The 24,042-nt window shown below is 47.4% G+C and carries 24 protein-coding genes and 1 pseudogene; 17 read left to right on the top strand and 8 right to left on the bottom strand.

Annotated elements, in window-relative coordinates; translation table 11 throughout:
- Positions 1–79: 79 nt before the first annotated feature.
- The 4 genes and pseudogenes from IMZ16_RS02330 (at position 80) to IMZ16_RS02315 (ending at position 3,677) form a co-directional block, all read left to right on the top strand.
- Positions 80–589 (top strand): pyridoxamine 5'-phosphate oxidase family protein, encoded by a 510-nt coding sequence (locus tag IMZ16_RS02330; RefSeq protein WP_193440322.1) that lies wholly within the window; start codon positions 80–82, stop codon positions 587–589.
- Between the two features lie 9 nt (positions 590–598).
- Positions 599–1,587, top strand: a pseudogene (locus IMZ16_RS02325) (SDR family NAD(P)-dependent oxidoreductase).
- A gap of 72 nt (positions 1,588–1,659) precedes the next feature.
- Positions 1,660–2,919: a putative DNA modification/repair radical SAM protein gene (locus IMZ16_RS02320; protein ID WP_193440321.1), complete on the top strand. Its 1,260-nt coding sequence runs from the start codon at positions 1,660–1,662 to the stop codon at positions 2,917–2,919.
- Entirely contained in the window at positions 2,919–3,677 is a 759-nt protein-coding gene (locus IMZ16_RS02315; RefSeq protein WP_193440320.1) for a TIGR03915 family putative DNA repair protein, read from the top strand. Before IMZ16_RS02320 ends, IMZ16_RS02315 begins: the two co-directional genes overlap by 1 nt.
- Positions 3,678–3,705: 28 nt before the next feature.
- Here the strand turns inward: IMZ16_RS02315 and IMZ16_RS02310 are convergent, their stop codons facing one another.
- Positions 3,706–4,191 (bottom strand): SRPBCC family protein, encoded by a 486-nt coding sequence (locus IMZ16_RS02310; RefSeq protein WP_193440319.1) that lies wholly within the window; start codon positions 4,189–4,191, stop codon positions 3,706–3,708.
- Positions 4,192–4,269: 78 nt separating this feature from the next.
- Between IMZ16_RS02310 and IMZ16_RS02305 the strand changes: the two genes are divergently transcribed.
- From IMZ16_RS02305 to pafA, 3 genes are all read left to right on the top strand, one after another.
- Positions 4,270–5,298, top strand: a complete 1,029-nt coding sequence (locus IMZ16_RS02305; protein WP_193440318.1) for a nucleoid-associated protein — start codon at positions 4,270–4,272, stop codon at positions 5,296–5,298.
- Positions 5,299–5,386: 88 nt separating this feature from the next.
- Positions 5,387–6,313 (top strand): malate dehydrogenase, encoded by a 927-nt coding sequence (locus IMZ16_RS02300; RefSeq protein WP_193440317.1) that lies wholly within the window; start codon positions 5,387–5,389, stop codon positions 6,311–6,313.
- A gap of 62 nt (positions 6,314–6,375) precedes the next feature.
- On the top strand, positions 6,376–8,031 hold the full coding sequence (gene pafA, locus IMZ16_RS02295; protein WP_193440316.1) for an alkaline phosphatase PafA: 1,656 nt from the start codon (positions 6,376–6,378) through the stop codon (positions 8,029–8,031).
- 152 nt (positions 8,032–8,183) lie between these two features.
- Here the strand turns inward: pafA and IMZ16_RS02290 are convergent, their stop codons facing one another.
- The 7 genes from IMZ16_RS02290 to IMZ16_RS02260 all read right to left on the bottom strand — a co-directional run bounded on the left by IMZ16_RS02290 (position 8,184) and on the right by IMZ16_RS02260 (position 16,453).
- On the bottom strand, positions 8,184–9,962 hold the full coding sequence (locus tag IMZ16_RS02290) for an acyl-CoA dehydrogenase family protein (protein WP_073179412.1): 1,779 nt from the start codon (positions 9,960–9,962) through the stop codon (positions 8,184–8,186).
- A gap of 29 nt (positions 9,963–9,991) precedes the next feature.
- Entirely contained in the window at positions 9,992–11,170 is a 1,179-nt protein-coding gene (locus IMZ16_RS02285; RefSeq protein WP_073179414.1) for a thiolase family protein, read from the bottom strand.
- A gap of 27 nt (positions 11,171–11,197) precedes the next feature.
- Positions 11,198–13,603, bottom strand: a complete 2,406-nt coding sequence (locus IMZ16_RS02280) for a 3-hydroxyacyl-CoA dehydrogenase/enoyl-CoA hydratase family protein (RefSeq protein ID WP_073179416.1) — start codon at positions 13,601–13,603, stop codon at positions 11,198–11,200.
- Positions 13,604–13,610: 7 nt separating this feature from the next.
- Positions 13,611–14,066 carry a MarR family winged helix-turn-helix transcriptional regulator gene (locus IMZ16_RS02275; RefSeq protein ID WP_073179418.1) on the bottom strand — a complete coding sequence of 152 codons (456 nt, stop codon included), beginning with the start codon at positions 14,064–14,066 and terminating at the stop codon, positions 13,611–13,613.
- 123 nt (positions 14,067–14,189) lie between these two features.
- The gene (locus IMZ16_RS02270; RefSeq protein WP_073179419.1) at positions 14,190–14,906 is read right to left on the bottom strand and encodes an ABC transporter ATP-binding protein; all 717 of its coding nucleotides are present in this window, start codon (positions 14,904–14,906) and stop codon (positions 14,190–14,192) included.
- The gene (locus IMZ16_RS02265; protein WP_193440315.1) at positions 14,906–15,892 is read right to left on the bottom strand and encodes an iron ABC transporter permease; all 987 of its coding nucleotides are present in this window, start codon (positions 15,890–15,892) and stop codon (positions 14,906–14,908) included. The genes IMZ16_RS02270 and IMZ16_RS02265 overlap by 1 nt, the downstream gene beginning before the upstream one ends.
- A complete protein-coding gene (locus tag IMZ16_RS02260) occupies positions 15,893–16,453 on the bottom strand; it encodes a TlpA family protein disulfide reductase (protein WP_193440314.1) in 561 nt (186 codons plus the stop codon). It abuts the gene before it with no gap.
- A gap of 70 nt (positions 16,454–16,523) precedes the next feature.
- On the opposite strand from IMZ16_RS02260, the gene IMZ16_RS02255 reads away from it, so the two are divergent.
- The 10 genes from IMZ16_RS02255 (at position 16,524) to IMZ16_RS02210 (ending at position 24,032) form a co-directional block, all read left to right on the top strand.
- Positions 16,524–17,651 carry a ferredoxin--NADP reductase gene (locus IMZ16_RS02255; RefSeq protein ID WP_193440313.1) on the top strand — a complete coding sequence of 376 codons (1,128 nt, stop codon included), beginning with the start codon at positions 16,524–16,526 and terminating at the stop codon, positions 17,649–17,651.
- On the top strand, positions 17,648–18,274 hold the full coding sequence (locus IMZ16_RS02250; RefSeq protein ID WP_193440312.1) for a SanA/YdcF family protein: 627 nt from the start codon (positions 17,648–17,650) through the stop codon (positions 18,272–18,274). Before IMZ16_RS02255 ends, IMZ16_RS02250 begins: the two co-directional genes overlap by 4 nt.
- Positions 18,275–18,317: 43 nt before the next feature.
- Positions 18,318–18,947, top strand: coding sequence for a uridine kinase (gene udk, locus IMZ16_RS02245; RefSeq protein ID WP_193440311.1), 630 nt, complete (start codon positions 18,318–18,320; stop codon positions 18,945–18,947).
- The gene (locus IMZ16_RS02240; RefSeq protein WP_073179428.1) at positions 18,934–19,287 is read left to right on the top strand and encodes an FtsB family cell division protein; all 354 of its coding nucleotides are present in this window, start codon (positions 18,934–18,936) and stop codon (positions 19,285–19,287) included. Before udk ends, IMZ16_RS02240 begins: the two co-directional genes overlap by 14 nt.
- Before the next feature lie 39 nt (positions 19,288–19,326).
- Positions 19,327–19,617 carry a DUF6364 family protein gene (locus tag IMZ16_RS02235; RefSeq protein WP_193440310.1) on the top strand — a complete coding sequence of 97 codons (291 nt, stop codon included), beginning with the start codon at positions 19,327–19,329 and terminating at the stop codon, positions 19,615–19,617.
- Entirely contained in the window at positions 19,592–19,999 is a 408-nt protein-coding gene (locus IMZ16_RS02230; protein WP_193440309.1) for a PIN domain-containing protein, read from the top strand. Before IMZ16_RS02235 ends, IMZ16_RS02230 begins: the two co-directional genes overlap by 26 nt.
- Positions 20,000–20,005: 6 nt before the next feature.
- Positions 20,006–21,160, top strand: a complete 1,155-nt coding sequence (locus IMZ16_RS02225) for a class I SAM-dependent methyltransferase (RefSeq protein ID WP_193440308.1) — start codon at positions 20,006–20,008, stop codon at positions 21,158–21,160.
- Between the two features lie 46 nt (positions 21,161–21,206).
- The gene (locus tag IMZ16_RS02220; RefSeq protein ID WP_073179436.1) at positions 21,207–21,488 is read left to right on the top strand and encodes a hypothetical protein; all 282 of its coding nucleotides are present in this window, start codon (positions 21,207–21,209) and stop codon (positions 21,486–21,488) included.
- A gap of 57 nt (positions 21,489–21,545) precedes the next feature.
- A complete protein-coding gene (locus tag IMZ16_RS02215) occupies positions 21,546–22,925 on the top strand; it encodes a dipeptidase (RefSeq protein WP_193440307.1) in 1,380 nt (459 codons plus the stop codon).
- 108 nt (positions 22,926–23,033) lie between these two features.
- Positions 23,034–24,032 carry a T9SS type A sorting domain-containing protein gene (locus tag IMZ16_RS02210; RefSeq protein WP_193440306.1) on the top strand — a complete coding sequence of 333 codons (999 nt, stop codon included), beginning with the start codon at positions 23,034–23,036 and terminating at the stop codon, positions 24,030–24,032.
- The last annotated feature ends 10 nt before the right edge of the window (positions 24,033–24,042 follow it).

Here is a 24,042-nt window from a genome sequence, read left to right as displayed (position 1 = left end):
TTTGTCAGCTTGATAATTTTAACTAAATTCTGTGATTTTTCGGCTTCGTTTTTGCTTAAATTAAACCAAATACTTTATTATGTCCACGCAAAACCTGCATCACAACGATGCCATTAAAAAACTCAAAGAACTTTCCGAAAAAGCGCGCTTCTGTATGTTCGCCACCGAACTTGAGAAACTGCCCATCAGTGCCCGGCCGATGACTTTGCAGGAGTGTGATGAGGAGGGCAATCTGTGGTTCATCAGCAGCAAAGAAAGCAATAAGAATTTCGACATTGCGGAGGACAATAGGGTGCAGCTTTTCTTTATGAACAGCGGCCATCAGGAATACCTTTCCGTTTTTGGCAACGCATTCATTTACAATGATAAGGCCACGATTGAAGACCAATGGAGCCCTATGGCTTCTGCCTGGTTTGAGGACGGGAAGGATGACGAGAATGTGACCATCATCCGTGTGCAACCCGCAGAAACCTACTATTGGGATACTAAGGCCGGCAGGCTAGTATCGCTGGTTTCTTACGCTGCCGCTGCAATTTCCGGCGGGAAGACCGATAATTCTGATGGTGTGGAAGGGCAGCTGACGATTTAATTTAGCAAAATGAAAAATATTACCGAAAATAAAAAAGGGCTTGCCGGAAAAACCGTGGTGATAACGGGCAGTTCCAGCGGCGTAGGCCGTGCTGCGGCAGAGGCTTTTGCGCTGGAAGGTTGCAACATCGTGATTGCGGCAAGAGGTGAGGAGGGCATTGCGGAAACCGTGAAACTTTGTCACGATCTGGGGTGATGGCTCTCGGAATTAAGACGGATGTTTCAGATTTTGAGCAGGTTAGAAGACTGGCGGAAGAAGCGAAGGCACTTAACGGAAGAATCGACATCTGGGTGAATAATGCCGGCGTAATGGCAAGCGGGAAATTCGAGGAAATCCCCATGGAAGTGCATCACCAGACGGTGGGCACCAATCTGTTGGGCTACATCCACGGCACTTATGTGGCACTGCCGATTTTTAAAGCGCAGGGCGAAGGCATCCTCATCAACAATGTCTCCATCGGCGGCTTCATGCCGGCACCGTACAGCGCGGTATATTCCGCTACGAAGGGCGGCATCAAGATGATGATGAGCGGGCTTCAGGGCGAAGTTTCCAACGAGCCGAACATCCACATCTGCAACATTTACCCGCAGATTCAACGCAGTACCGGCAATATGCATTCCGCGAAATATTCCGGGCTGGAGTTTAAAATTCCGCCGTTTGCTGCAGACCCCAGAGATACGGCGAAAGCGATGGTAAGCCTGGCGAAAAATCCGCGAAAGGATTTATTCCCAGATTTTATGTCGAAATTCATCAAGAACACTTACCAAAGCTTTCCAAGTCTTGTAATGAACGGTGCTTCCGCTGTGATGAGACTGGGAATGAGGGTGAAAAACACACCTGATGACGGTGGAAATATCCTGAAACCGAGTGAGGAACCGCATAGGATTTATGGCGAAACCATGCTGCCCGTTCCATCTAAAAAGACGAAGAAAATCGTTTTGTCGGGATTGATTTTGGCGGCAGGTATTTGCGCATTTCGGAGAAAGAATAAGGATTGAATCAATTTAGATTGATAGAATTTAGGGCTAAGATTTTGCTGGTCTTTGCTCTTTATTTTATTATTTTTGACGATGAATTTCGACCGGATTAATGAAAAGCTGAGCATCCTGGCTGATGCGGCGAAGTATGATGTCTCCTGCTCTTCGAGCGGAGGCAACCGGAAAAATTCAAACGGCGGACTTGGAAATTCCGCAAGAAGCGGCATTTGCCACAGCTATACGGAAGACGGCAGGTGCGTTTCGCTGCTAAAAATCCTGCTGACGAACCATTGCATTTACGATTGCATCTACTGCGTTTCCCGAAAATCGAACGATGTGAAGCGCGCCGCCTTCACGGTGGAAGAGGTGGTGGAGCTTACGATGAATTTTTACCGGAGAAATTACATCGAAGGGCTTTTCCTGAGCTCAGGGATTTTCAAAAGCCCGGATTATACGATGGAAAGGCTGGTGAGAATAGCGCGCGAACTTCGCACGAAGCACAAGTTCAACGGCTACATCCACCTGAAAACCATTCCCGGTGCATCGGACGAATTGCTGCAGGAAGCCGGGCTTTACGCCGATAGGCTGAGCATTAATCTGGAAATTCCTACAGCTTCCGGACTGAAGCTTCTGGCACCGGACAAGAGCCACGAGCAAATGAAACGGCCGATGGAATTCGTGAAAAACGGCATCGTGCAGTACAAGGCTGAAAGGAAAATCATTAAATCTACGCCGAAATTTGCGCCGGCTGGTCAAAGTTCGCAATTCATCATCGGTGCTGCCGGTGAGAACGACATCCAAATCATCCGCAGTGCAGATTTCTTCTACAAAAATTTTAATCTGAAAAGGGTGTATTATTCGGGATATGTGCCTGTGACCGAAGATGCACGGCTGCCAGCAATTTCCACACCTGTTCCGATGATTCGCGAAAACAGACTCTATCAGGCTGATTGGCTGATGCGGTTTTACGGCTTTGATGCCACGGAAATTCTTGACCCGAGAAGCCCGTTTCTCGATTTGGAAATCGACCCAAAATTAGCCTGGGCATTGAGAAACCCGGATAAATTTCCAGTGAATTTGCAAACGGCACCGTACGAGATGATTTTACGGATACCAGGAATCGGTAGGACTTCCGCAATGAAAATTGTGAAGTCGAGAAAGTTTCAAACTTTAACCATAGACCATCTGAAAAAGATGGGTGCCGCTGTAAACCGCGCCAAGTATTTTATTGATTTTCAGAGTGGTAATGCGTTTTTGAAGCATCTGGATACGATGAATTTACGGCAAATTATTCTCAGCGGTTCAAGTTCGAAATATAAGCCGAACTTTTCGCAGCAACTATCGCTTTTCTGATGACAAGGCTGATTTACGACGGCAGTTTTGAAGGCTTGCTCACGGCAATTTTCGAAGTCCACGAATATAAATTTCGTGATTTGGAAATTGTGGCGGAAGCCTTTCCCGATGAGAATCTTTTCGCGGAAAAGCATCAGGTTTTTACCGATGTAGCCAAAGCAAAGCGCATTGAAGCATTTGTGGAAAAATATTCAGGCAGTGAAGGTGTGCGGAATTTGCTGCGTGTTTTTCTTTCCGAAAATGAAAATAGGGAGCGTTTAATCTTCTTTTCCGTAAATTATTTAATTCAAGAAAAGGTGGATATTTTTAGCAATTACGCAAATGAACAAATTGTGGAAATTTCCAATATCGTAAAATCTGTAGGCAGGGAAACCCACAGGATGAAGGCTTTTGTAAGATTTAGAAAGCTGGCTGATGATAGTTACTTTGCGCATATTGAGCCAGATTTTAATGTGCTGCCTTTAATTATCAATCATTTCAAAAATCGCTATTCCGATCAGAGATGGATGATTTATGATTTGAGAAGAAACTACGGTATTTATTACGATTTAAATAATGTAGAATTTTTCTTCCCAACATCAGAAATGCGTGAAAGACTTCTAAAACCGTCGGAATTTCTGCACGAAGAAGAGTTTGCGTTTGAGAATTTGTGGCGGAATTATTTCCGCAGCACGAACATTAGAGAGCGCAAAAATCCAAAGCTGCACCTGCAACACCTGCCGAAACGCTACTGGAAATATTTGACGGAGAAGCAATGATTTTGCAGGTGTAAGAGTTTACTGATGTTTAATCCGGGAAGATTTGGCGGAGGACTCTGTAGCGGTTTTCGAAGATGTATCTTACACGATGGACCACGGCTTTCCCTGCAATTAAATCGCCGAGAAAGCCGAGCGGCAATTTGAACGAAACGATGTCCTGCATTTCAATTTCGCCGCTCGAGATTTCGCGGAAATGATGTTCGTGGTGCCACATTGCATAGGGTCCGAAACGCTGCTCGTCCACGAAAAATCTGCGCTCATCAAGCTGGGTGATTTCCGTAACCCAACAGCTTTTTACCAGTGGAAAAATCCCGATTTTGTAGGTGATAATCTGCCCGGCATAAGTAAAATCCGGCGGATTGTTCGTGATTCGGAAAGCCATATCAGGCGGCGTAATCCGGTCGAGATTTTTCGGATTCGAAAAGAAATCCCAAGCTTCGTCCAAGCCCACCGGCAGAACTTGCACCGACCGCAAAATGTAAATCCCGGACTGCTTTTCTACTGAAATATTCATCGGAAATTGTTTCACCAAAGATAAGCCATCACCAAAAAACTCGCCGAAATCAAATATCTTTGCAGGGGAAATTTCATTATGCTGCAGAAAATCATCATTCATAAAGTTGGGAATAAAATCAATCAGGAACCGCTGGTTTTTGGTTCGGAAGTTGTTGATTTAGAGGAAGATATGAAGGAATTGCTTACAGAATTTTTCTACAAATCTTTCAAATCGGAGGAGCAGTTTCAGTTTTACAGCGAGGATTATTTAGCAAATAATCCGGTTTATTCTTCGGTTGCGAAAATTTTTGAAAATCCGGAAAATTTTGTGGATTCTTCAAAAGAGATAGCGCAGCATCTTTATGATATTACCGAAAATCCGAGGGTTCAGAACGGTGAATTGTTCGTTGTGTTGTTTGATGATGCTAATGAAAAAGGCGATGCATTAACCAAAATAGGAATTTTCAAAACTGAAAATAAATTGCCGTTTCTTAAAATATTCCGCAAAAATGAGGATGAGGATGATGTGGATTTTCAGTTGGAAAAAGATTTTGGGATATCTTTGGCAAAACTGGATAAAGGTGCGCTGATTTACAATGTTTCCAAGGAAGATGGTTTTGCGGTTTCCGTAATTGATAACAATAAAAACGGCGATGAGTATTACTGGTTTGAAGATTTTTTAAAAGTTCGGCAAAGAAATGACGATTATTTTCAAACGCAGGAAACGCTACAGGTTTACAAGGATTACATCACGAAGCAACTGCCGCAGGAATTTGAGGTTACAAAAATGGATCAGGCGGATTTCCTAAGTCGCTCGCTGGAATTTTTTAAAGAGAAGGAGCAGTTTTCCTTTGACGAATTCACGAAGCAAATCCTTCAGGATGAGCAGGTTATCGAGAGTTTTGAGAATTACAAAAGTGACTATGAGCAGGAAATGCAGCTTTCGATAGAGGAAGATTTCCCGATAAATAATGCCGCAGTGAAGAAAAATCAGCGGTATTTCAAAAGCGTGATAAAGCTGGACAAGAACTTCCACATCTATGTGCACGGCGACCGAAAGCTGATAGAAACCGGGCAGGATGAGAAGGGAAAATTCTACAGGCTGTATTTCGAAGAGGAAAATTAAAGAAAAATTAACAATTATACTGACATTCCTCATAGCCTAAGCCAGGAAGACTTTCGTAAATTTGAGAGAATTTAAAATCACCAAACAAATGAAAGTCACAGTAGTAGGCGCCGGTGCAGTAGGCGCGAGCGCAGCGGAATACATTGCTCTGAAAAATTTCTGTTCGGAGGTGGTGCTGCTCGACATTAAAGAAGGCATCGCGGAAGGTAAGGCGATGGATCTGATGCAGTGCGCATCTCTGAACGGCTTTGATACGAAAATCACCTCAAGCTCAAACGACTATAGCAAAACTGCAGGCTCCGAGATTGCGGTAATAACCTCGGGGGTGCCTCGCAAACCGGGCATGACGCGGGAAGAGCTAATCGGAGTAAATGCCGGAATTGTACGCACTGTTGCAGAAAATCTGGTGAAGTATTCACCGGAAGTTATCATCATCGTGGTTTCTAACCCGATGGACACTATGACTTTTCTTGTGCACAAGGTTTCCGGGCTGCCAACGCATAAAATCATCGGGATGGGTGGCGCGCTGGATTCTGCAAGATTCAAATACCGGCTTGCGGAAGCGCTCGATTCCCCGGTGGCAGATGTGGATGCAATGGTCATCGGTGCCCATAGCGATACGGGGATGATCCCTTTGGCGACCAAGGCATCGCTTCGGGGCGTGCCTGTAGCAGATTTGATTTCTGATGAAAAACTTAAAAATGCCGTAGAAGAAACCAAAGTAGGCGGCGCTACGCTCACTAAACTGCTCGGTACCTCGGCGTGGTATGGTCCGGGCGCTGCGGTATCTGCCGTGGTTCAGGCAATAGCCTGCGATCAAAAAAAACTTATCCCGAGCTCTGTAATGCTGAATGGTGAGTACGGCGAAAGCGACATCTGCATTGGTGTGCCGGCAGTTATTGGCAGAAATGGCGTTGAGAAAATTTTGGAAATACAGCTAACGGAAGAGGAGAGAGCTCAGTTCAAAGCATCTGCTGATGCGGTGAGAAGCGTAAACAACGATCTTTCGATTTAACAATTACTTAAACTCAGTCCGCCGGATTTTTCAATAAATTTGGCGGATATTTTTTTTGTTTTATGAAGAAACTTGCAATTTTTGGCCTCTCCGCACTTTTTGCAGTGCCTGCAATGGCTCAGCGGCAAAAAAGGCAGCCGCAGCAAAATACCCAGCTAGAAAGACCAAAGCTGGTAGTGGGCCTTGTGGTGGATCAGATGCGGTGGGATTTCCTTTACCGGTATTATAACCAGTATGGTAGCGGCGGTTTTAAGCGGCTGCTGAACGATGGCTTTGCGCTTCACAACACCCATATCAACTATGTTCCAACGGTTACTGCCCTGGGCCACACCTGTGTGTATACCGGCTCTGTGCCATCCATCCACGGCATTGCGGGCAACGATTGGTTCGACAGAACCACGGGAAAAGGCGTATACTGCACTACCGATGAAGGCGTGAATCCTGTAGGGACGGATGACCGCAAAATAGGCAGCCATTCACCAAAAAATCTTTGGAGTACTACCATTTCCGATGAGCTTCGCCTTGCCACAAATTTCCAGGCAAAGGTCGTAGGCGTGTCTCTGAAAGACCGCGCATCCATCCTCCCGGCAGGGCATAACCCTACCGGCGCCTACTGGTTTGACGGGAATACCGGAAACTTCGTGACGAGTTCCTATTACACCCACCAGCTGCCGCAGTGGGTGAGCAATTTTAACAGCCTAAAACTGGGTGAGCAGCTTTTGGCAGGCGGGTGGAATACTCTGTATCCCATTTCCGAATATACACAGAGCTCCGCTGATAATGTAGAGTGGGAAGGCTTGCTCGGCAGCGCAAAGGCACCCGTATTTCCTTACAGCAACCTGGCGGAGGATTATAGGAAAAATCCGGATGTGATCCGAAGCACGCCGTATGGGAACACGCTTTCCCTGAAAATAGCAGAGGCGGCCATAGAAGGAGAAAATCTTGGCAAAGATGCTGTAACGGATATGCTAGCCATTAACCTTGCATCCACGGATTATGTAGGTCACAAATTTGGTCCAAATTCCGTAGAAATTCAGGATACTTACCTCAGGCTTGATAGAGATCTGGAGGAATTTTTCAATTATCTTGATAAAAATGTAGGCAAAGGTCAGTACACGGTTTTCCTTACTGCCGACCACGGTGCAGCACATTCCGTAGGCTTCTTGCAGCAGCACAAGATAAAAACCGGCTATTTCGGCGAGGGTGCGCAAAGAGAGTACAATACCAGGATGAAATCCAAATACGGAGTGGATAACCTGCTGACATCCATCACCAATTACCAAATTTACCTGAGCGACGAGCTGGTGGAGAAAAACAAAATGGATATGAACAATACGGTGGATTATCTGGTGGATCAGCTCAATAAAGACCAAAGCATCCTATATGCCGTGAATATGAAAAAAATAGCTACCGCGCCCATACCGGAACCAATAAAAACCAGAATGATAAACGGATATAACTGGCAGCGCAGCGGCGATATCCAGCTTGTTTCGCACGATTCTATGCTGCCCTCCGGGCTGAAGAAGGGCACCACCCACAGCGTCTGGAATCCCTACGATGCCCACATCCCGCTGATATTTATGGGATGGGGGATACCGCGTGGCGAGAGTAATGCGCCGTATGATATGACGGATATTGCACCAACTATTTCCGCATTGCTAAAAATCCAGTTCCCGAGCGGTAACATAGGTAAGCCGATCACGGAAATAGTGAAATGATTTTTGAATAATTTCTTCTTAAAAAAAGCTGTCCCGAAGTTGAGACAGCTTTTTTTATTTGATTTCACTACTACATTTGGAAAAATCCGGATTCCTCCAATTTATCGGATAGTTTTGCAATAAAAAATCCGGTATTAAACCGGATTTTTGTCTTAGTAAGAACCTTTTTCAAGGTAGTGGGCGGCGATCTCTTCGGTGAGTTTTATCGGGTTCGGAGTGTTCACATATTTTGTGAATCTTCTCAGCCCGGAAAGCATCATGCGCTGCTCATCGCCCTCCGCGAAGGAGATAATTGCCTCTTTCGCCGCTGCGATGGTCTTCTCCACAGCTTGATAAAGATTCAGCTGAGCCATTTTCGCCTGAACAGAATCTGCCCCGAAATGCTTCTCAACGCGAAGAACTGCGGATTCTGCCATATAAATCTGGTTAAGAATTTCTGAAGCATTCAGAAGAAGGTGCTGTTGCTGCTCAATTTTGGAGGTATATTTCTGTAGTGCCGCTCCCGAAACCATCAGGAATACTTTTTTCAGGTTGGCAATCATTGCCTTTTCCTCACTCATAAATTCGGAGTAATCCGGAGTATCGAAGGATGGGATGCCTGTAAGTTCCTTAGCAATTCCTTTCGCAGGAGTAAGCAGGTCTATCTGCCCCTTCATTGCACGCTTGATGAGCATACCCACCGCAAGGAGCCTGTTGATTTCGTTAGTACCTTCGTAGATTCTCGCGATGCGCGCATCTCTCCACGCAGATTCCATCGGCGCATCTGCAGAGAAGCCCATACCACCGTAGATCTGGATGCCTTCGTCCGCCACATGCTGAACAGCTTCTGAGCCGAAAACTTTCAGAATAGAGCACTCCACTGCGTATTCCTCCACACCTTTCAGCTCAGCCTCCTGGTGGTCAGCTCCTCCTGCTACGAGTTCATCAATTTTAGACTGGATGTCGCTGGACGCGCGATAAACTCCGGACTCGGAAACATAGGCAAGCGTAGCCATCTCACCGATTTTCTTGCGGATAGCGCCAAATGTGGAGATCGGCACCTGGAATTGCTTTCTCTCATTAGCATAAGAGATGGAATATTTCAGGATTTTCCTCATACCATCCAGCCCGGCAGCTGCAAGCTTGATGCGGCCTACATTCAGCGCGTTCAGCGCGATTTTAAAGCCGTTGTTCCTCTCGCCCAGAAGATTGCCCACCGGCAATTTCAGATCGTTGAAAAATACCTGGCGGGTAGAGGAGGAGTGGATGCCGAGTTTGTGCTCCTCTTCGCCGAGCGTAAGGCTCTGTGGGTCTTCAATCTCAGAACGGTTCACTACGAAACCGGTGATGTTTTTATCATCCTCAATCCTTGCAAAAAGTGTGAATGTATCCGCAAAACCTGCATTGGAAATCCACATTTTCTGCCCATTGATGATGTAATGCTGCCCATCCTCAGACAGTCTCGCCTTCGTTTTCCCGGAATTGGCATCGGAGCCAGCATCGGGCTCGGTGAGGCAGTATGCGCCAAACTTTTCTCCGCTTGCCAGCGCAGGCAGGTATTTTTGCTTTTGCTCCTCGTTTCCGTAAAGAACTATTGGCAGCGTGCCGATGCCCGTGTGCGCGCCGTAGGCTGTACCGATGGAACCATTCGCCCCGGAAACTGCGTCGCAAACGAGAACGGTTTCTACAAAGCCCATACCCATACCGCCGTACTCGGCAGGCACGGAGATCCCAAGGGCGCCCATCTCGCCAAGTTTACGCATAACCTCTTCGGTAAGGGCGTAATCTTTCTTCTCAAAACGCTCATTCACAGGCATTACCTCGCGGTCGATGAATTCTTTCACGCTGTCGCGGAGCATGCGCTGCTCCTCATTAAGGTCTTCAATGGTGAAGATTTCCGTGGCAGGTGTTTCATTTACAAGAAACGCCCCGCCGATTAGTTGTTTGCTCATTTTATTTTGTTTAAATTTTGATAGTTGAATTAAAGAAGCTCAAAAATGCTTGCCGCACCCTGGCCGGTACCCACGCACATCGTTACCATCCCGTACTTATTCCCGCGCTGGCGCATTTCATCCAAAAGCTGCACGGTAAGTTTTGTACCGGTACATCCCAGTGGGTGCCCGAGCGCTATGGCTCCGCCGTTTACATTGATGATTTCAGGGTTCAGATCCAGCTCTTTTTTAATGGCCACGGATTGCGATGCGAATGCCTCATTCAGCTCGATGAGTTCGATGTCCTTCAGTTCTAAGCCTGCCTGCTTCAGCGCTTTCGGGATTGCGTATACCGGCCCCATGCCCATCACGCGCGGCTCAAGGCCTGCCGCCGCGTAGGAAACGAGGCGCGCCTCTGGCTGTAGCCCGAGCTCCTTTATCATTTCTTCACTCATCACGATCACAAAGGCAGCCCCGTCGGACATTTGTGAAGAATTTCCTGCTGTCACTGTACCACCGTTAGCGAAAACGGGCTTCAATTTCGCCAGACCTTCTAGCGAAGTGTCTTTCCTTGGACCTTCATCCACTGAAAACTCATAAGTTTTGGTTTGGGATTTCTGGTTTTCGTCCAGGAAATTGTATTCGACATTTATCGGGACAATCTGATTCTTGAATTTCCCTTCCGCATTGGCTTTCAGCGCCTTTTGGTGGGATTCGAAGGCAAACTGATCCTGCTCTTCCCGGGTGATGCCGTACTCCTTAGCCACCGCTTCCGCAGTATAGCCCATACCCCAGTAGTAGTCCGGGTTGTCCTTGGCAAGGTCTGTTTCCGGAACCGCCTTGTAGCCGCCCATCGGGATGTAGCTCATGGACTCCGTTCCGCCTGCGATGATGCAGTCCGCCATTCCGGACTGGATTTTTGCCGCCGCTATGGCGATGGCTTCCGAGCCGGATGCGCAGTAGCGGTTTACCGTTACGCCGGGTACTTTATTCGTATCGAGACCCATCAGGGAGATGAGCCTTGCGACATTCAGCCCCTGCTCGGCTTCCGGCATCGCGTTGCCCACGATGAGATCATCTATTCTGTTGATGTCCAGCTGCGGAACATCCGCCACAAGTTTTTGGATGACGGTAGCCGCCATCACATCCGGCCTTGTGAACCGGAGACTGCCTTTCGGGGCTTTGCCGACTGCAGTTCTGTATCCTTTTACGATATATGCCTGTTTCATTTTGTCTAATTGTATGATTATTATTGATTAATTCCTCAGCGGCTTGCCATTTTGAAGCATATACTGAATTCTCTCTAGCGTTTTGCGTTCGCCGCAGAGGGAAAGGAATGCTTCTCTTTCAAGATTCAGCAGGTAGCGTTCTGTAACCAAGGTTGGCTCGGAAAGGTTTCCGCCCACCATTACATAGGCGAGCTTATCTGCAATCTTCTTATCGTGCTCGGAGATATAGTTCCCTGCCAGCATCTGGTCAGTGCCTACATAGAACATGCCGAGTGCTTCCCTGCCGAGTACTGTAACTTTCTGCTCTATTGGCTGCGTATATCCGTGCTCTGCCATACTTTTTGCAAGCATTTTCGCAGTTTGGATTTGCTCGGCCTTATTCACCACCACGATGTCTTTGTGCTCCTGCAGGATGTTCATATCAAAGGCTTCGTATGCAGAGGTGGAAACTTTGCCCATAGCGATATTCATAAATGCATCGCGGAGCCTGTTGTTCTTCACATCATCTTTCTGGAACTCTCTGGAGGTACGCAGCGTCATTTCCTTGGTACCGCCACCGCCCGGGATCACGCCCACGCCCACTTCCACCAGGCCGATATAAGTCTCAGCCGCTGCCACGGCCCTGTCGGCGTGCATCGTCATCTCGCAGCCGCCGCCAAGAGTCATTGCAAAAGGTGCTGCCACTACAGGCACTGCGGAGTAGCGTACGCGCATCATCGTGTTTTGGAAGGTTGCGATAGCCATATTGAGATCATCCCAATCCTGCTCTATTGCCATCATAAGGATCATGGCAAGGTTGGCTCCCGCGGAGAAATTGGCTCCCTGGTTGGCAATCACGAGACCGTCATATTCTTTTTCGGCAAGGTCAATGGCGCGGTTCAGCCCATCCAGCACCTCGCCACCCAGCGAGTTCATTTTTGAGCGGATTTCAAAGTTGATGATACCATCTCCCAAATCCTGGATTGCCGAGCCGGAGTTGCTCCAGAGCGTTTTGTTTTTCCGGATATTGTCAAGGATGATGAAGTTCTCCTGCCCCGGGATGTTTTTGTAGGAAGTATCCAGCTGGTCGTAGAAGGTTGATTTGCCATCATCATCTACCTTGTAGAAGGTTTCGCCTTTCTCAGCCATCTGTTTTGCCCAGTCTGCCGCTTCGTAGCCGGCCTCCCTAGCCAGCTCGATACCTTTCTGTATGCCGATGGCATCCCAGATCTGGAAAGGACCGTTTTCCCAGCCAAAACCGGCGCGCATAGCATCATCGATTCTGTAGATTTCATCAGAGATTTCCGGCACTTTGCTGGAGGCGTAGGCGAAAAGGGAGCCGAACATTTTTCTATAAAGCTCGCCCGCCTTGTCATCCGCTTCCACCAGAACCTTAAATCTGTCGATCGGTTTTTCTATGGACTTTGTTTTTTCCAGAACCGGGAAGTTGGTTTTGCCTTGCGGCTCGTATTCCATAGTTTCCAAGTTCAGCCCGTGGATTTCAGATTTACCGCCCTCACCTTTGATTTTTTTGAAGAAGCCGCTTTCGGTTTTGCTGCCGAGCCATTTATTGTCAAGCATCTTCTGAACATATTCCGGCAATTTGAAGACATCATTAAAATCATTCGCCTCCGCATTGCTGCTGTACACGCCGTTTGCCACGTGGATGAGGGTGTCAAGCCCCACCACATCGGCGGTGCGGAAGGTAGCGGATTTCGGCCTGCCGATTACCGGGCCGGTCAGCTTATCTACATCCGTTACATTAAGTCCCAGCTTCTGCACATTGTGGAAGAGATCCATAATGCCGAAAGTCCCGATTCTGTTGGCTATAAACGCCGGCGTATCCTTTGCAAGAACCGTGGTTTTGCCGAGATATTTCGCGCCGTAATCCATGTAGAATTTCACGATTTCCGGATCGGTATCCTTTGTCGGGATGATTTCTAGAAGCGGCAGGTAGCGCACAGGGTTGAAGAAGTGCGTGCCTGCGAAGTGCTTTTTAAAATCCTCGCTGCGGCCTTCCGCCAGCTGATTGATCGGGATGCCGGAGGTGTTGGAGGATATTAGCGTGCCCGGCTTGCGGAACTGCTCAATTTTCTCGTACACCTGTTTTTTGATGTCGATTCTCTCCACCACTACTTCAATGATCCAGTCCGTATTTTTTATTTTCGGGAGATCGTCATCAAAGTTTCCGATGGTAATTCTGTCTGCAAATTTCGGTGAGTAAAGCAGCGCCGGGCTTGCCTTCTTCAGTTTCTCGAAATTTTCCGCAGCGATGCGGTTGCGCACAGCCTTGTCCTCTTTTGTAAGGCCTTTTTTCTGCTCCGCCTCGTTCAGCTCAAAGGGCACAATATCCAGCAAAAGCACTTCCACGCCTATGTTGGCGAAGTGCGCCGCGATACCGCTGCCCATGATTCCCGAGCCGAGGACGGTCACATGCTTGATTCTTCTTTTCATATTAAAACTATTTGTTATTTCTGTTAATTTCTGTTGCAACTTTCTGAATTTCAGTCATTACCTCCTTGAAAATTTCAAGTTTGTTCTGAGGGATCCGCTCTGCCACCATCCGGTTGAAATCCATTACAAATTTTTTGGATAAATCCCTATGGTGCAGGCCTTTCGGCGTAAGTTTAAGTATCACCTCCCGCTTGTCCGCCCCGGATTTATCTTTGTAGATGTAGCCCTCGTCTGCCAGGAGTTTTACGATCCTCGTAAGCGAGGTTGGCTCTATCGCCATCTTCGGGCCAAGGTTGGTGCTGCGGGTACCGTTTTTAGGATCAATCTTCAGGAGTGCGAGCCCCTGCACCACGGTGGCATCCATATTCTGTGCCTGCTCGGAGAACATCCTGTTCAGCGCCAGCCAGGTCGATTTTACGATCAGGTCTACATTTTCGGCTTTAGGCCTTTTTGCTTCATCCATCAGGAATCAAATATAAAGATTTACTATGCACGCATAGCATTTAAAAGTACAATAATTTGCAATAGGTTGAAAATCAGCGCATTAAATTGTATGAGATGCATAATGTTATGCACGCATAGTATTTTATAGCTGGGATATATCCAGTTTTAGCTCCGGGAATTTATTAAAAAAATCATCAGGGCGGCTCTCTGAGATCTCCCGGTTGGATATGAGCCAGATTCTGTCCGCGAAGTGCATGGCCAGCCGCCAGTCGTGGGAGGATAGGAGGATGGCTTTAGAATTTTCCTGCGCGAGCCTCCGCAGCAGTTTCAGGATCATCAGTTTGTTTTTTTCATCCAGGTGTGCGGTGGGCTCATCCAGGATTATGGCGGGTGAGTTTTGCGCCAGTGCTCTGCCGATGAATGCCTTCTGCAGGTTCCCGTCGGATAGCTGCCTCAGGGGGGTGTAGGAATATTTTTTTAAACCCAAGTCAATTAAAATTCTCTCCACCATTTCGTTGTCATCTTCCGAAATTTTGAAATAATACGGGTAATGGATGAACCTGCCGAAAGCCACCAGATCCCGCGCCGCCAAGTGTGCGGGGATGGCTCCGCGGGATAGTACCGCTGCAGCTTTCTTGGCGATCTCCTTGCGGGAAAGACGGGAAATATTGGCATTATCCAAAAAAATCCCGCCCCCCCGTAGCGGCACGGAATTGAGGATCGATTTAAAAAGTGTGGTCTTCCCGGAGCCGTTATCGCCGATGAGAAGGACCACCTCGCCGCGCTCCAGCCCGCAATTTACATTGCGGATGAGTGGCTGTTGGTAGCCTATTTCAGCATTGTTGAATTTTAAAAACATCAGTAGCCGATTTTAGTTGCTCTCCCGCGAAGCATCATAGCAAAAATTACAGGAATCCCCAGCAGCGAGCTCCAGATATTGATGGGCAGGAGGCTGATTTCTGATAAAATAGAGAGAGATTCCATCACGAGGATGCCCATCAGAACATTTAATACCCCCTGATGCCAGAGTTTTGCAGGGCTGAAAATGAGCCTGCAGAAATGCGGCACCACGATCCCGATGAACACCACCGGCCCGAGAAAAGCCGTAGCAGAGGCACATAGCAGCGAAGATGCGATGATGATGTGCGTCTTTAGCCGCGCGGAATCAACCCCCAGGGTAGCGGCGTATTCTTCCCCTAAAATATTGCCAATCAGTGGATTGATACTTTTTAATGAAAAAATAATCCCGCCAATGGTGAATAATGCAAAAATTAATAGCTGAGATCCCGTCAGAGCCGTAGTACTGCCAAATGACCATAGAATGAAATTCCTAAGGCTCTGGTTGTCAGTATAATATTGGAATATTGATATCGCGGCGCCGCAGAATGCAGAAATCAGGAACCCGAATATGATGAGAAAATTTGAATCCTGTAGCCGCGCCGCAAATGTGAGGAGAACCAGTACGGAAATCAGGCTGCCTGCCAGGGCAGCAGTCGCTGTAAGGCTGCCGTCCAGAAACGCGGGCAGCTGCAACCCAGAGGAAAAAGCCATGTACAGAGCTACCCCAAGCCCGGCTGCGGAACTTATTCCCATCACAGAGGGGCCTGCTAGCGGATTCCGGAAGAATTCCTGAAGCAGGAAGCCCGATGCTGGCACAGAAATCCCTGCCAGTACCATGGCTGCTACTCGGCGGAGGCGCATCCCGGCAATGGGAGATTGGGGAGTATCATAAAAAAAATCCGCAAAAGATAGGCCGATGTATCCCGTAGCAAGATTGCAGAGGACAGAAATTATTATGCCAACCGAGAGGAGACGCACTAGGCCACGAAATCTTCTGAAAATCAATTATTTAAAGCTTTGGATAAATGTGTTGAGCTCTCCTTCGGAGATACCGCCCAGAAACTCTTTCGTTTCATTGCCTTTGCGGAAGTGGGTAAAGGGTATCGCCGTTCCATCCCATCCTGAAAAATTTTTTTCGAAAAAGTCCTCCGGAAGTTTTTCGCCGTCCAGCAGTACCACATTGCCGTTTACGCCCATTTCTTCCGCAAAAGGTTTTACTTGGGAATCCCAGTCTTCGCGGGCATCCAGTGAAACAAAGGTGAATTTTACCTGGCTACCCTTCAGGCTCTCCATTTTCTTTGCGAAGAGTGGCATCTCCCTCACGCAAGGGCCGCACCAGGTAGCGAAGAAGTTGGTAATATATAAGGTGTCATTTTTGGTATTAATAAGCTCACTGATTTTTTGCGGAGGCAGCTCTTGGATTTCAGCTAAGGCAGTTGGCGTTGGCTCCGGCTCTGGTAGCGCTGCAGTGTCCTGTGCCGGTGTATGCATTGCCACATTCTCACTTGTTTTTTTGCAGGAATAGAGTGCTGCTCCGAGGAAATATATATAAATTAATTTTCTCATATTTATATATTTATATAATTATTGTATTCTTTCTGACTTGATTTAATAAAAATTCTGTAATTTTGGGTGAATGATGGATCATCTCAGCAGCCCCAAACATTTGCCCGAATTTTATCCGCTAAAATTAGCAAAAAAAGAATGGATCACACCCAGCGTAGTAGCGGCACAATTTGATGTACCGGAAGATTTATCCTCGCAATTCAGCTTTCTTGCTGGGCAGTACATCACTTTGAAGATAGAGAAAAACGGTGAATATTTTTTCAGAGATTTTTCTATTACATCCGCGCCCTATGAAAATTCGCTGGCGATAGCCGTGAAGAAAACAGAGAAAAATTCGCCTTCCGATTTTTTTTGCGATAATTATAATGTAGGAGATGAGATTGAAGTTTCCGTCCCGCAGGGGCGTTTCACCTTGAAGTCCAAGCCGCACGAATTTCGCACTATTCTCGGCTTTGCTGCCGGGATCGGCATTTCACCGATTTTTAGTCATTTTAAAAATATCCTAAAAACTGAACCGCGAACCAGGCTTTTCCTTTTCTACAGCAATAAAAATTTGGAAAGTATCGCATTCCGTAGCGAGCTGAATGCTCTTTCGGAAGCCTCGGGAGGGAGGTTGCAGGTTTTCAATTTTCTGACGCAAAAACCTACGCCCAACAGTTTTTTTAGTGGAAGGCTGGATGGGCAAAAGCTTGAGCTGATCATCAATCAGCTGCTCCACCTGGACGAAACGGACGAGGAAAGCACCATCTGGGATTCTGTGGACCAGGTGCTGATCTGCGGTCCTGGGGAGATGGTAAAGTCCCTGGCAAACGCCTGCCACAGCAACGGAATACCGAAGAAAAACATACATTTTGAGCTATTCGGAGAATTTGCAGAAAATATTTATCCCCTGGAAAAATCCCTGCCGCTGATTCAGGATATTGAGGTAAACTTCAGGCTAAACGGTAAGTGGCACCGCGCCGTGCTGCCGGACAACCGTACGAATATTTTCAGCCAGCTGGCTGCGATGGGTTATAATGTCCCATATTCCTGCAGGGCGGGCATCTGCGGCAGCTGCATTTGCCTGCTAAACCGTGGGAATGTAGAACTCCTTGAGAATGAATACCTTACCGAGAGCGAAGAGAAAGCCGGTAAAATACTGGCCTGTATGGCTTTGCCTCTTTCCTCCGATCTGGAACTTGATTTTGACCTCGTTTGAAGCGCCTGAAAAGCATATTGAAAACCCTGGTGTTGCTCACGGAATTTGTGCTGCTGTTCGTGCTGGCCGCCAATATCTGGGTGTATGCGCTTACCAACGGGCGTACCTACTCCAGGGTATCAAGAATCCCGCCGAGGGATACTGCCCTGGTGCTCGGTACATCTCCCAAGACCAAGTCCGGGGCATACAATCCGTATTTTATCTCGAGGATGCAAGCGGCAAGCCTGCTTTATCATCACGGAAAGATTAAAAAAATAATCGTGAGCGGCGAGCGGTCTACCGGCTACAACGAGCCGGCTGCGATGAAAAATTTCCTCGTGAATCATGACGGGCTGCCGGAGGAAGCAATTACGGAAGACCCCGGCGGATTCCAGACGCAGATAAGCGTGCGGCGGTGCAAGGAGATCTACGGCGAAGATGAGGTGATCATCGTATCCCAGGGCTACCACAATCTGCGCGCGCTTTTCTATGCGAGGAATGCAGGGATGAACGCGCTGGGCTTTGATGCGCAGGAAATTACCCGGCCGGAAAGCTATTACAGAAACCAGACGCGGGAGATTTTCGCCCGTGTGCAGGCGGTGATCTACTATCTTTTCGGCATTGAAAAGAGTTTTGGCCGCTGATTGTATTTTTTTTATAAAATTTTATCTTTGTAAAAACTTAAGAATGCTTACGATAGGCATCGCAGGCGGTACGGGAAGCGGCAAAACCACGGTGGTAAATAATGTGCTCCGGAAATTGAATGTGGATGGGGTGAATGTCCTTTCGCAGGACAATTATTATCGGGATAATCAGCATCTTCCGCTTGCAGACCGGGAGCTGCTAAATTATGATCACCCGAAATCCATAGATTTCGAGCTTTTAACGCAGCATGTGCAGGCGCTGAAGAGGGGGGAGAGCATCCAGCAGCCTGTGTACAGCTTTGTAACGCATTCCAGGACGGGGGACTATACCGTGGTGCAGCCGAAGGAAGTTTTGATTGTGGAGGGCATCCTGGTGCTTACCTCCAAGGAACTGCTGAAGGAGTTTGACCTGAAAGTGTATGTGCAGACCGATTCCGACGAGAGGCTGATCCGCAGGATCCGAAGGGATACGCAGGAGCGGGGCAGGGATCTGGAGGAGGTTTTGCAAAGGTACCAGACTACCCTGAAGCCTATGCATCAGGAGTTTATCGAACCATCTAAAAATGAGGCGGATCTCATCATCCCCAATATGCGGCAGAATCTGATGGCGATAGAAATTCTCACCACAGTTATTTACCATTCATTAAAAAAAGAAAACAATGCAGCAAGATAATTTGATAAAAGACATAAAGCCAAAATCCCGCGCCTGGCGCCTGCTGAGGCGGTATTTCCTGAATAAGTATATTATCACCGTGCTGCTGTTTCTGGTATGGATGACCTTTTTCGACAGTACCTCGTTTCTGGTGATAAACGAAATAAACAAGGAAATCGCCCGCTACGAAAAACAGCTGGAGTATTATAAGGAGGAGTACCACAAAAACGACAGCTTCTACAAAAAACTTATGAATAATAAGGAGGAAAAAGAAAAATTTGCCCGCGAAAATTATTTCATGAAAAAACCGAATGAAGAAATCTTCATCCTTGTTGCGGACAGCACCAGCGTGGACAGATGAGTACAGATGATTTATGAAGACGAAGAGAAATTATAATTGATGAAAGGAAAACTTACCCTGACATTAGAAAAGGATTTGATAGAAAAAGCAAAAGTTTTTGCAAGGGAAAACAAACAGAACCTTTCGGAAATTGTCGGGAAATATTTAGAAGAAATCGACCAGAAACAACAGCCCCATCCTCCCGCAGAAGAAGGCGAAATCGTAAGCTCCCTGAAGGGTCTTTTTGCGCCAAAAGCTGCGGAGAAAAGACAGGATAGCCCAAAAAGACGCGGCAGAAAGCCCGGAACCAAAAACAAAAAGAAAAATGGAGAAGGTACTGATAGGGAGTGATGTAATTCTGGATTTGCTCTTTAGCAGAGAGGGCGTGGAAGATGCAGCAAAACTGCTTAGCCACTGCGAAAACCGAAGGCTGCAGGGCTGCATATCGTCGGTAGCGCTCGCGGCGGTCTGCAGCGAAGTTTCCGCAGCGGTGCCGTTTCCGGAGGCAGCAGAAAAGATCAGCCAGCTCCTGGTATTTCTGGAAACTATGGAGTGCAGCAGGGAGGATATGGTAATTGCCTTAAATTCGGAATATCCTGATTTCGAGACCTCGGTAAACTGCACCCTGGCGGAGCGCTGCTACAGCATCACCGCATACATCACGGGGCGCTTCGCAGATCAGCAAAGCCGAAAGCCGGTGCTGAGTGCTAAAGATTTTCTGCTCCGCCTATGAATTCTTATGCCAAATAAAAATATTCTTGCAGAGGATGTCCAGGCATTCATCGAAGAAAATCTCAATGCCGACCTACACAAACTGATCCTGAAAAAACCCGTATTCCCGGGCATCACGATGCAGGAACTTGCCGCGCAGATACACGGCAGGCGCACGGCGCAGAAAAAATATCCCTTCCTCAGCCGCAGTGGTATCCTGCATCCCGCGTGGCTCAGCACGGAGCAGGCTAGCTCCGAGGCGGCAGCAATGTATAAATCAAAAATCGCGGGCAGCGGGGAACTTTTCGCAGACCTTACTACAGGATTTGGCATCGATGCCTGGTTTATTTCACAAAAATTCAGGAAGGCAATTCTGGTGGAGCAGGACGGGGAATTGCTCTGCACGGTGGCACACAACTGGCAGATATTGGGAAGGGAGGCACGGTTCGTTAACACAAAACTTGAGGATTTTATAGATGAGACGCAGGAAGATTTTGATTTAATTTACCTCGATCCTGCGCGCCGGGATAAGAATAAAAAAAAGGTATTCCACCTGGAGGATATGTACCCAAACATCCTGGAGATCCAAGGGCGGCTGTCTGAAATTTCGGAAAGAATTTTAATCAAGCTATCACCACTGACCGACCTTGCATTGCTGAAAGAAAAAATCATAAATCTCGCTGAAATCCACATCGTTGCCTTGAAAAATGATGTGAAGGAAGTTTTAGCCCTCTGCAGAAAAAATGCTGCCTGCAGCGATGTATCCGTCTTTGCTGCAGACCTTGCCGATGATACGGTTTTCAGTTTTTTAATGAATGAAGAGGCAGCAAGCCAGCCGGAGTATTCGTCACCGCAGAAATACATTTACCTCCCGAACAATGCACTGCTGAAAACCGGCGCCTGGGGAGCCATCTGTAAAAAATTTACCCTGAAAAAACTGCATCCGAACACTCAGATTTTTACTTCTGAAGAGCTGCTTGAGGAATTCCCGGGGCGTATTTTGGAAATGAAAACCATTAGCCCAAAAGAAATCCCTAAAGGCGGAAAATTTAACATTATTTCAAAAAATTACCCGCTCACTCCGGACGAAATACGAAAAAAATATAAAATAAAAGACGGCGGCGATGAGTACCTGATTTTTACGAAAACCCTTTCCGGGAAAATTATTTTACAGTCGGTTTGAAGAATCTGAGAAAATATTTTTTAAATTTGCCGTAAACAGATAAACAATGAAAAAACTGATATTCGCAATGGCGATCGCCAGCCTGGCGGTTTCCTGCAAAAAAGTGGCTGCCGGAGGCAATAAAAACGCTATAAAAATGGAAGAAGGCGTGGAACGCTATAACGACGATAAGGAGCAGGTGAAGCTTCAGCCGGTGCGAGATTCCGCCGGCGCAGTAGCCGCTGCCCCGGTGGTAGCAGACAGTGCAGCAGCCGCCAGCCCCGCAGCGGTGGAGACCAAGCCAAGCACGAGCGCACCGGTGAACAATGCCACCACTCCGGAAAAATAAATAAGTCAGATATTCACAATATGTCTCGCCGGAGGGTGAGGCATTTTTTTTAACAACATGGAAAAAACATTGGAATTTATTCAGCAAAATCGCGAAAGATTTGTAGAAGAATTGTTTGAATTGCTTAGGATACCATCCGTTTCAGCCGATCCGGCTTACAGAAATGATGTGATCGCTTGCGCAGAAAAAGTCGCGGATTTTCTGCGTTCTGCGGGCGCGGATGCAGTGGAGCTCTGCAGTACTTCGGGCAACCCCATAGTGTACGGCGAGAAAATCATCAGCGATACGCTGCCTACCGTTTTGGTGTACGGGCATTACGATGTTCAGCCTGCCGATCCGCTGGAGCTATGGAGCGAGCCACCCTTCGAGCCGTATATAAAAAAGACAGACCTTCACCCGGATGGTGCCATTTTCGCCAGAGGTTCCGCAGATGATAAGGGCCAGTTTTTTATGCACATCAAAGCCTTTGAGGCAATGATGAAAACAGATTCCCTGCCGTGCAATGTGAAATTTATTATTGAAGGCGAGGAAGAGGTAGGCTCCGTAAGCCTTGGCGGATTCGTGAAGGAAAACAAGAAAAAACTCCAATGCGACTGCATCCTGATTTCTGATACACACATCTACTCCAGTGAGCAGCCTACCGTGACCACCGGGCTGCGCGGCCTCAGCTATGTAGAGGTGGAGGTGGAAGGCCCGAACCGCGACCTGCATTCCGGGCTGTATGGTGGCGCGGTGCCGAATCCCATCCATATCCTTAGCCGTATGATTGCGCAGCTGATTGATGATAAAGGCCACATCACCATCGACGGATTTTATGATAATGTGGAAAATGTCTCCGGCGACGAGCGAGCCGAGATGAACAGGCTGAAGGACAACCCAGAGGAGTTTAAAAAATCCATAGGCCTGCGCGGTGTGGAAGGCGAGGAGGGATACACCACGCTGGAGCGTACCTCCATCCGCCCGACCCTCGATGTGAACGGCATTTGGGGAGGCTACACCGGGGAGGGCGCAAAAACTGTAATCCCGAGCAAAGCCTATGCAAAAATTTCCATGAGGCTGGTACCTTACCAAACCCCGGATGAAATTACCGAAAAATTCTCGGCTTATTTTGAGAAAATCGCACCAGAGAATGTGAAGGTGAAAGTAACCCCGCACCACGGCGGAATGCCGTACCTGCTCCCCGCAGATTCCAAAGAGTTTCTGGCGGCTAAGGATGCGATGTCCCAGGCATTCGGCAAGGAGGTACTGCCATATAGGAGCGGGGGCAGCATCCCTATCACCGCGCTTTTTGAGGAGGTCTTAGGAGCTAAATCTGTGCTGATGGGCTTTGGGCTGGATAGCGACGCTATACATTCCCCGGATGAACATTTCGGGCTTTATAATTTTTTAAAAGGTATTGAAAGTATTCCCCGTTTCTTTGAAAATTTTTCAAAATAGGATATTGCAGAAAATTGATTCCTTCGGGAATCATTTTTTTTTCAGAAATATTTGCATTGTTAAGAAAAGTTAATATATTTGTCTTGCAAACATTAAATTTTTTTTACAATGAAAAAACTATTATTTTCTGCTGCGTTGCTTACCGCAACAATCGCGTCAGCGCAGGTTCTCATTACCGAAACCTTCGATGATATGAAACCTGGCAACCTTACTGAAGGGATGACTCTCGCCGGGCAAAATGGTTGGAATGTTTACAGCGGCTCCGTTGCAGATTATCAGATTATGGATACCGGGGATGATCACGGGAAAACGCTTTTCCTTACAGGGGGTGCCGGTACTACAATTGCTGACATCCGCTGGGCATTCAAGGATATTGAAGCATCTTGGGCTGCTAGAGACAATGATAAAAACATTCTCGTAGGCCAGTTTGAAATCTACACAGGTAAGCCTACTGGCAGCCACCGCCTGGGTGCAGTACTTTATGACTCGAAGGGGAGTACTATTGCAGGAATCACTTACGATACCAAGGCTAAAACTGTGCGCGGCCTGGCATCATTGGTAAAAGATGGTGACACGCAGGCCACTGCATATAATATTGGCCTTTGGAGTGACCAGTTTCCGGAAGATACTTGGATAAAAGTAGGTTTTTCATATAATAAGACTGATGGTGAGATTGCATACCGCGTAGGGGATAAGCAAACGCTTCTTCAGATAGACGGATACTCCGTAGCAAAGGATATTGATCCAGCAGAATTCGATTTCTTCCTGCCATACAGTACCGGAAATAATGCAAAATACACCGGCGCTGTGGATAACCTGAAGCTGCAGGCGGTGGATAAGCTGGAAACCTTCCTGAGCACAGCTACCGCAACTATAGAAAGTGCAGTAGCAGAGGTGTCCGTATTCCCGAATCCTGTAACCGATGTGCTGAATATCCGCACAGCAGATAAGGTGCTTTCAGCTAAAGTATTTGATGCTTCCGGTAAGGCTGTACAGACCGCTGCCGCTTCCAAAACTCTGAATGTCAGCAAGCTACCGAAAGGTGCCTACATTCTGAAGGTTGAGACTTCCGGCGGGCTATCTACGCACAAGTTTATTAAGAAGTAAGAAAAAAAAT

Origin of the sequence: Cruoricaptor ignavus (assembly GCF_014961145.1) — a bacterium.
GTDB classification, from domain to species: Bacteria; Bacteroidota; Bacteroidia; order Flavobacteriales; family Weeksellaceae; genus Cruoricaptor; species Cruoricaptor ignavus.
Note: the sequence above shows the minus strand (reverse complement) of the source record. Positions and strands in the feature narration are given on the sequence as shown.

Bases quoted from the DNA above. Each gene is read 5' to 3' on its own strand.
- IMZ16_RS02330 (WP_193440322.1), top strand. From the start codon at position 80: ATGTCCACGCAAAACCTGCATCACAACGATGCCATTAAAAAACTCAAA.
- IMZ16_RS02320 (WP_193440321.1), top strand. From the start codon at position 1,660: ATGAATTTCGACCGGATTAATGAAAAGCTGAGCATCCTGGCTGATGCG.
- IMZ16_RS02315 (WP_193440320.1), top strand. From the start codon at position 2,919: ATGACAAGGCTGATTTACGACGGCAGTTTTGAAGGCTTGCTCACGGCA.
- IMZ16_RS02310 (WP_193440319.1), bottom strand. From the start codon at position 4,191: ATGAATATTTCAGTAGAAAAGCAGTCCGGGATTTACATTTTGCGGTCG.
- IMZ16_RS02305 (WP_193440318.1), top strand. From the start codon at position 4,270: ATGCTGCAGAAAATCATCATTCATAAAGTTGGGAATAAAATCAATCAG.
- IMZ16_RS02300 (WP_193440317.1), top strand. From the start codon at position 5,387: ATGAAAGTCACAGTAGTAGGCGCCGGTGCAGTAGGCGCGAGCGCAGCG.
- pafA (WP_193440316.1), top strand. From the start codon at position 6,376: ATGAAGAAACTTGCAATTTTTGGCCTCTCCGCACTTTTTGCAGTGCCT.
- IMZ16_RS02290 (WP_073179412.1), bottom strand. From the start codon at position 9,962: ATGAGCAAACAACTAATCGGCGGGGCGTTTCTTGTAAATGAAACACCT.
- IMZ16_RS02285 (WP_073179414.1), bottom strand. From the start codon at position 11,170: ATGAAACAGGCATATATCGTAAAAGGATACAGAACTGCAGTCGGCAAA.
- IMZ16_RS02280 (WP_073179416.1), bottom strand. From the start codon at position 13,603: ATGAAAAGAAGAATCAAGCATGTGACCGTCCTCGGCTCGGGAATCATG.
- IMZ16_RS02275 (WP_073179418.1), bottom strand. From the start codon at position 14,066: ATGGATGAAGCAAAAAGGCCTAAAGCCGAAAATGTAGACCTGATCGTA.
- IMZ16_RS02270 (WP_073179419.1), bottom strand. From the start codon at position 14,906: ATGTTTTTAAAATTCAACAATGCTGAAATAGGCTACCAACAGCCACTC.
- IMZ16_RS02260 (WP_193440314.1), bottom strand. From the start codon at position 16,453: ATGAGAAAATTAATTTATATATATTTCCTCGGAGCAGCACTCTATTCC.
- IMZ16_RS02255 (WP_193440313.1), top strand. From the start codon at position 16,524: ATGATGGATCATCTCAGCAGCCCCAAACATTTGCCCGAATTTTATCCG.
- udk (WP_193440311.1), top strand. From the start codon at position 18,318: ATGCTTACGATAGGCATCGCAGGCGGTACGGGAAGCGGCAAAACCACG.
- IMZ16_RS02240 (WP_073179428.1), top strand. From the start codon at position 18,934: ATGCAGCAAGATAATTTGATAAAAGACATAAAGCCAAAATCCCGCGCC.
- IMZ16_RS02235 (WP_193440310.1), top strand. From the start codon at position 19,327: ATGAAAGGAAAACTTACCCTGACATTAGAAAAGGATTTGATAGAAAAA.
- IMZ16_RS02230 (WP_193440309.1), top strand. From the start codon at position 19,592: ATGGAGAAGGTACTGATAGGGAGTGATGTAATTCTGGATTTGCTCTTT.
- IMZ16_RS02225 (WP_193440308.1), top strand. From the start codon at position 20,006: ATGCCAAATAAAAATATTCTTGCAGAGGATGTCCAGGCATTCATCGAA.
- IMZ16_RS02220 (WP_073179436.1), top strand. From the start codon at position 21,207: ATGAAAAAACTGATATTCGCAATGGCGATCGCCAGCCTGGCGGTTTCC.
- IMZ16_RS02215 (WP_193440307.1), top strand. From the start codon at position 21,546: ATGGAAAAAACATTGGAATTTATTCAGCAAAATCGCGAAAGATTTGTA.
- IMZ16_RS02210 (WP_193440306.1), top strand. From the start codon at position 23,034: ATGAAAAAACTATTATTTTCTGCTGCGTTGCTTACCGCAACAATCGCG.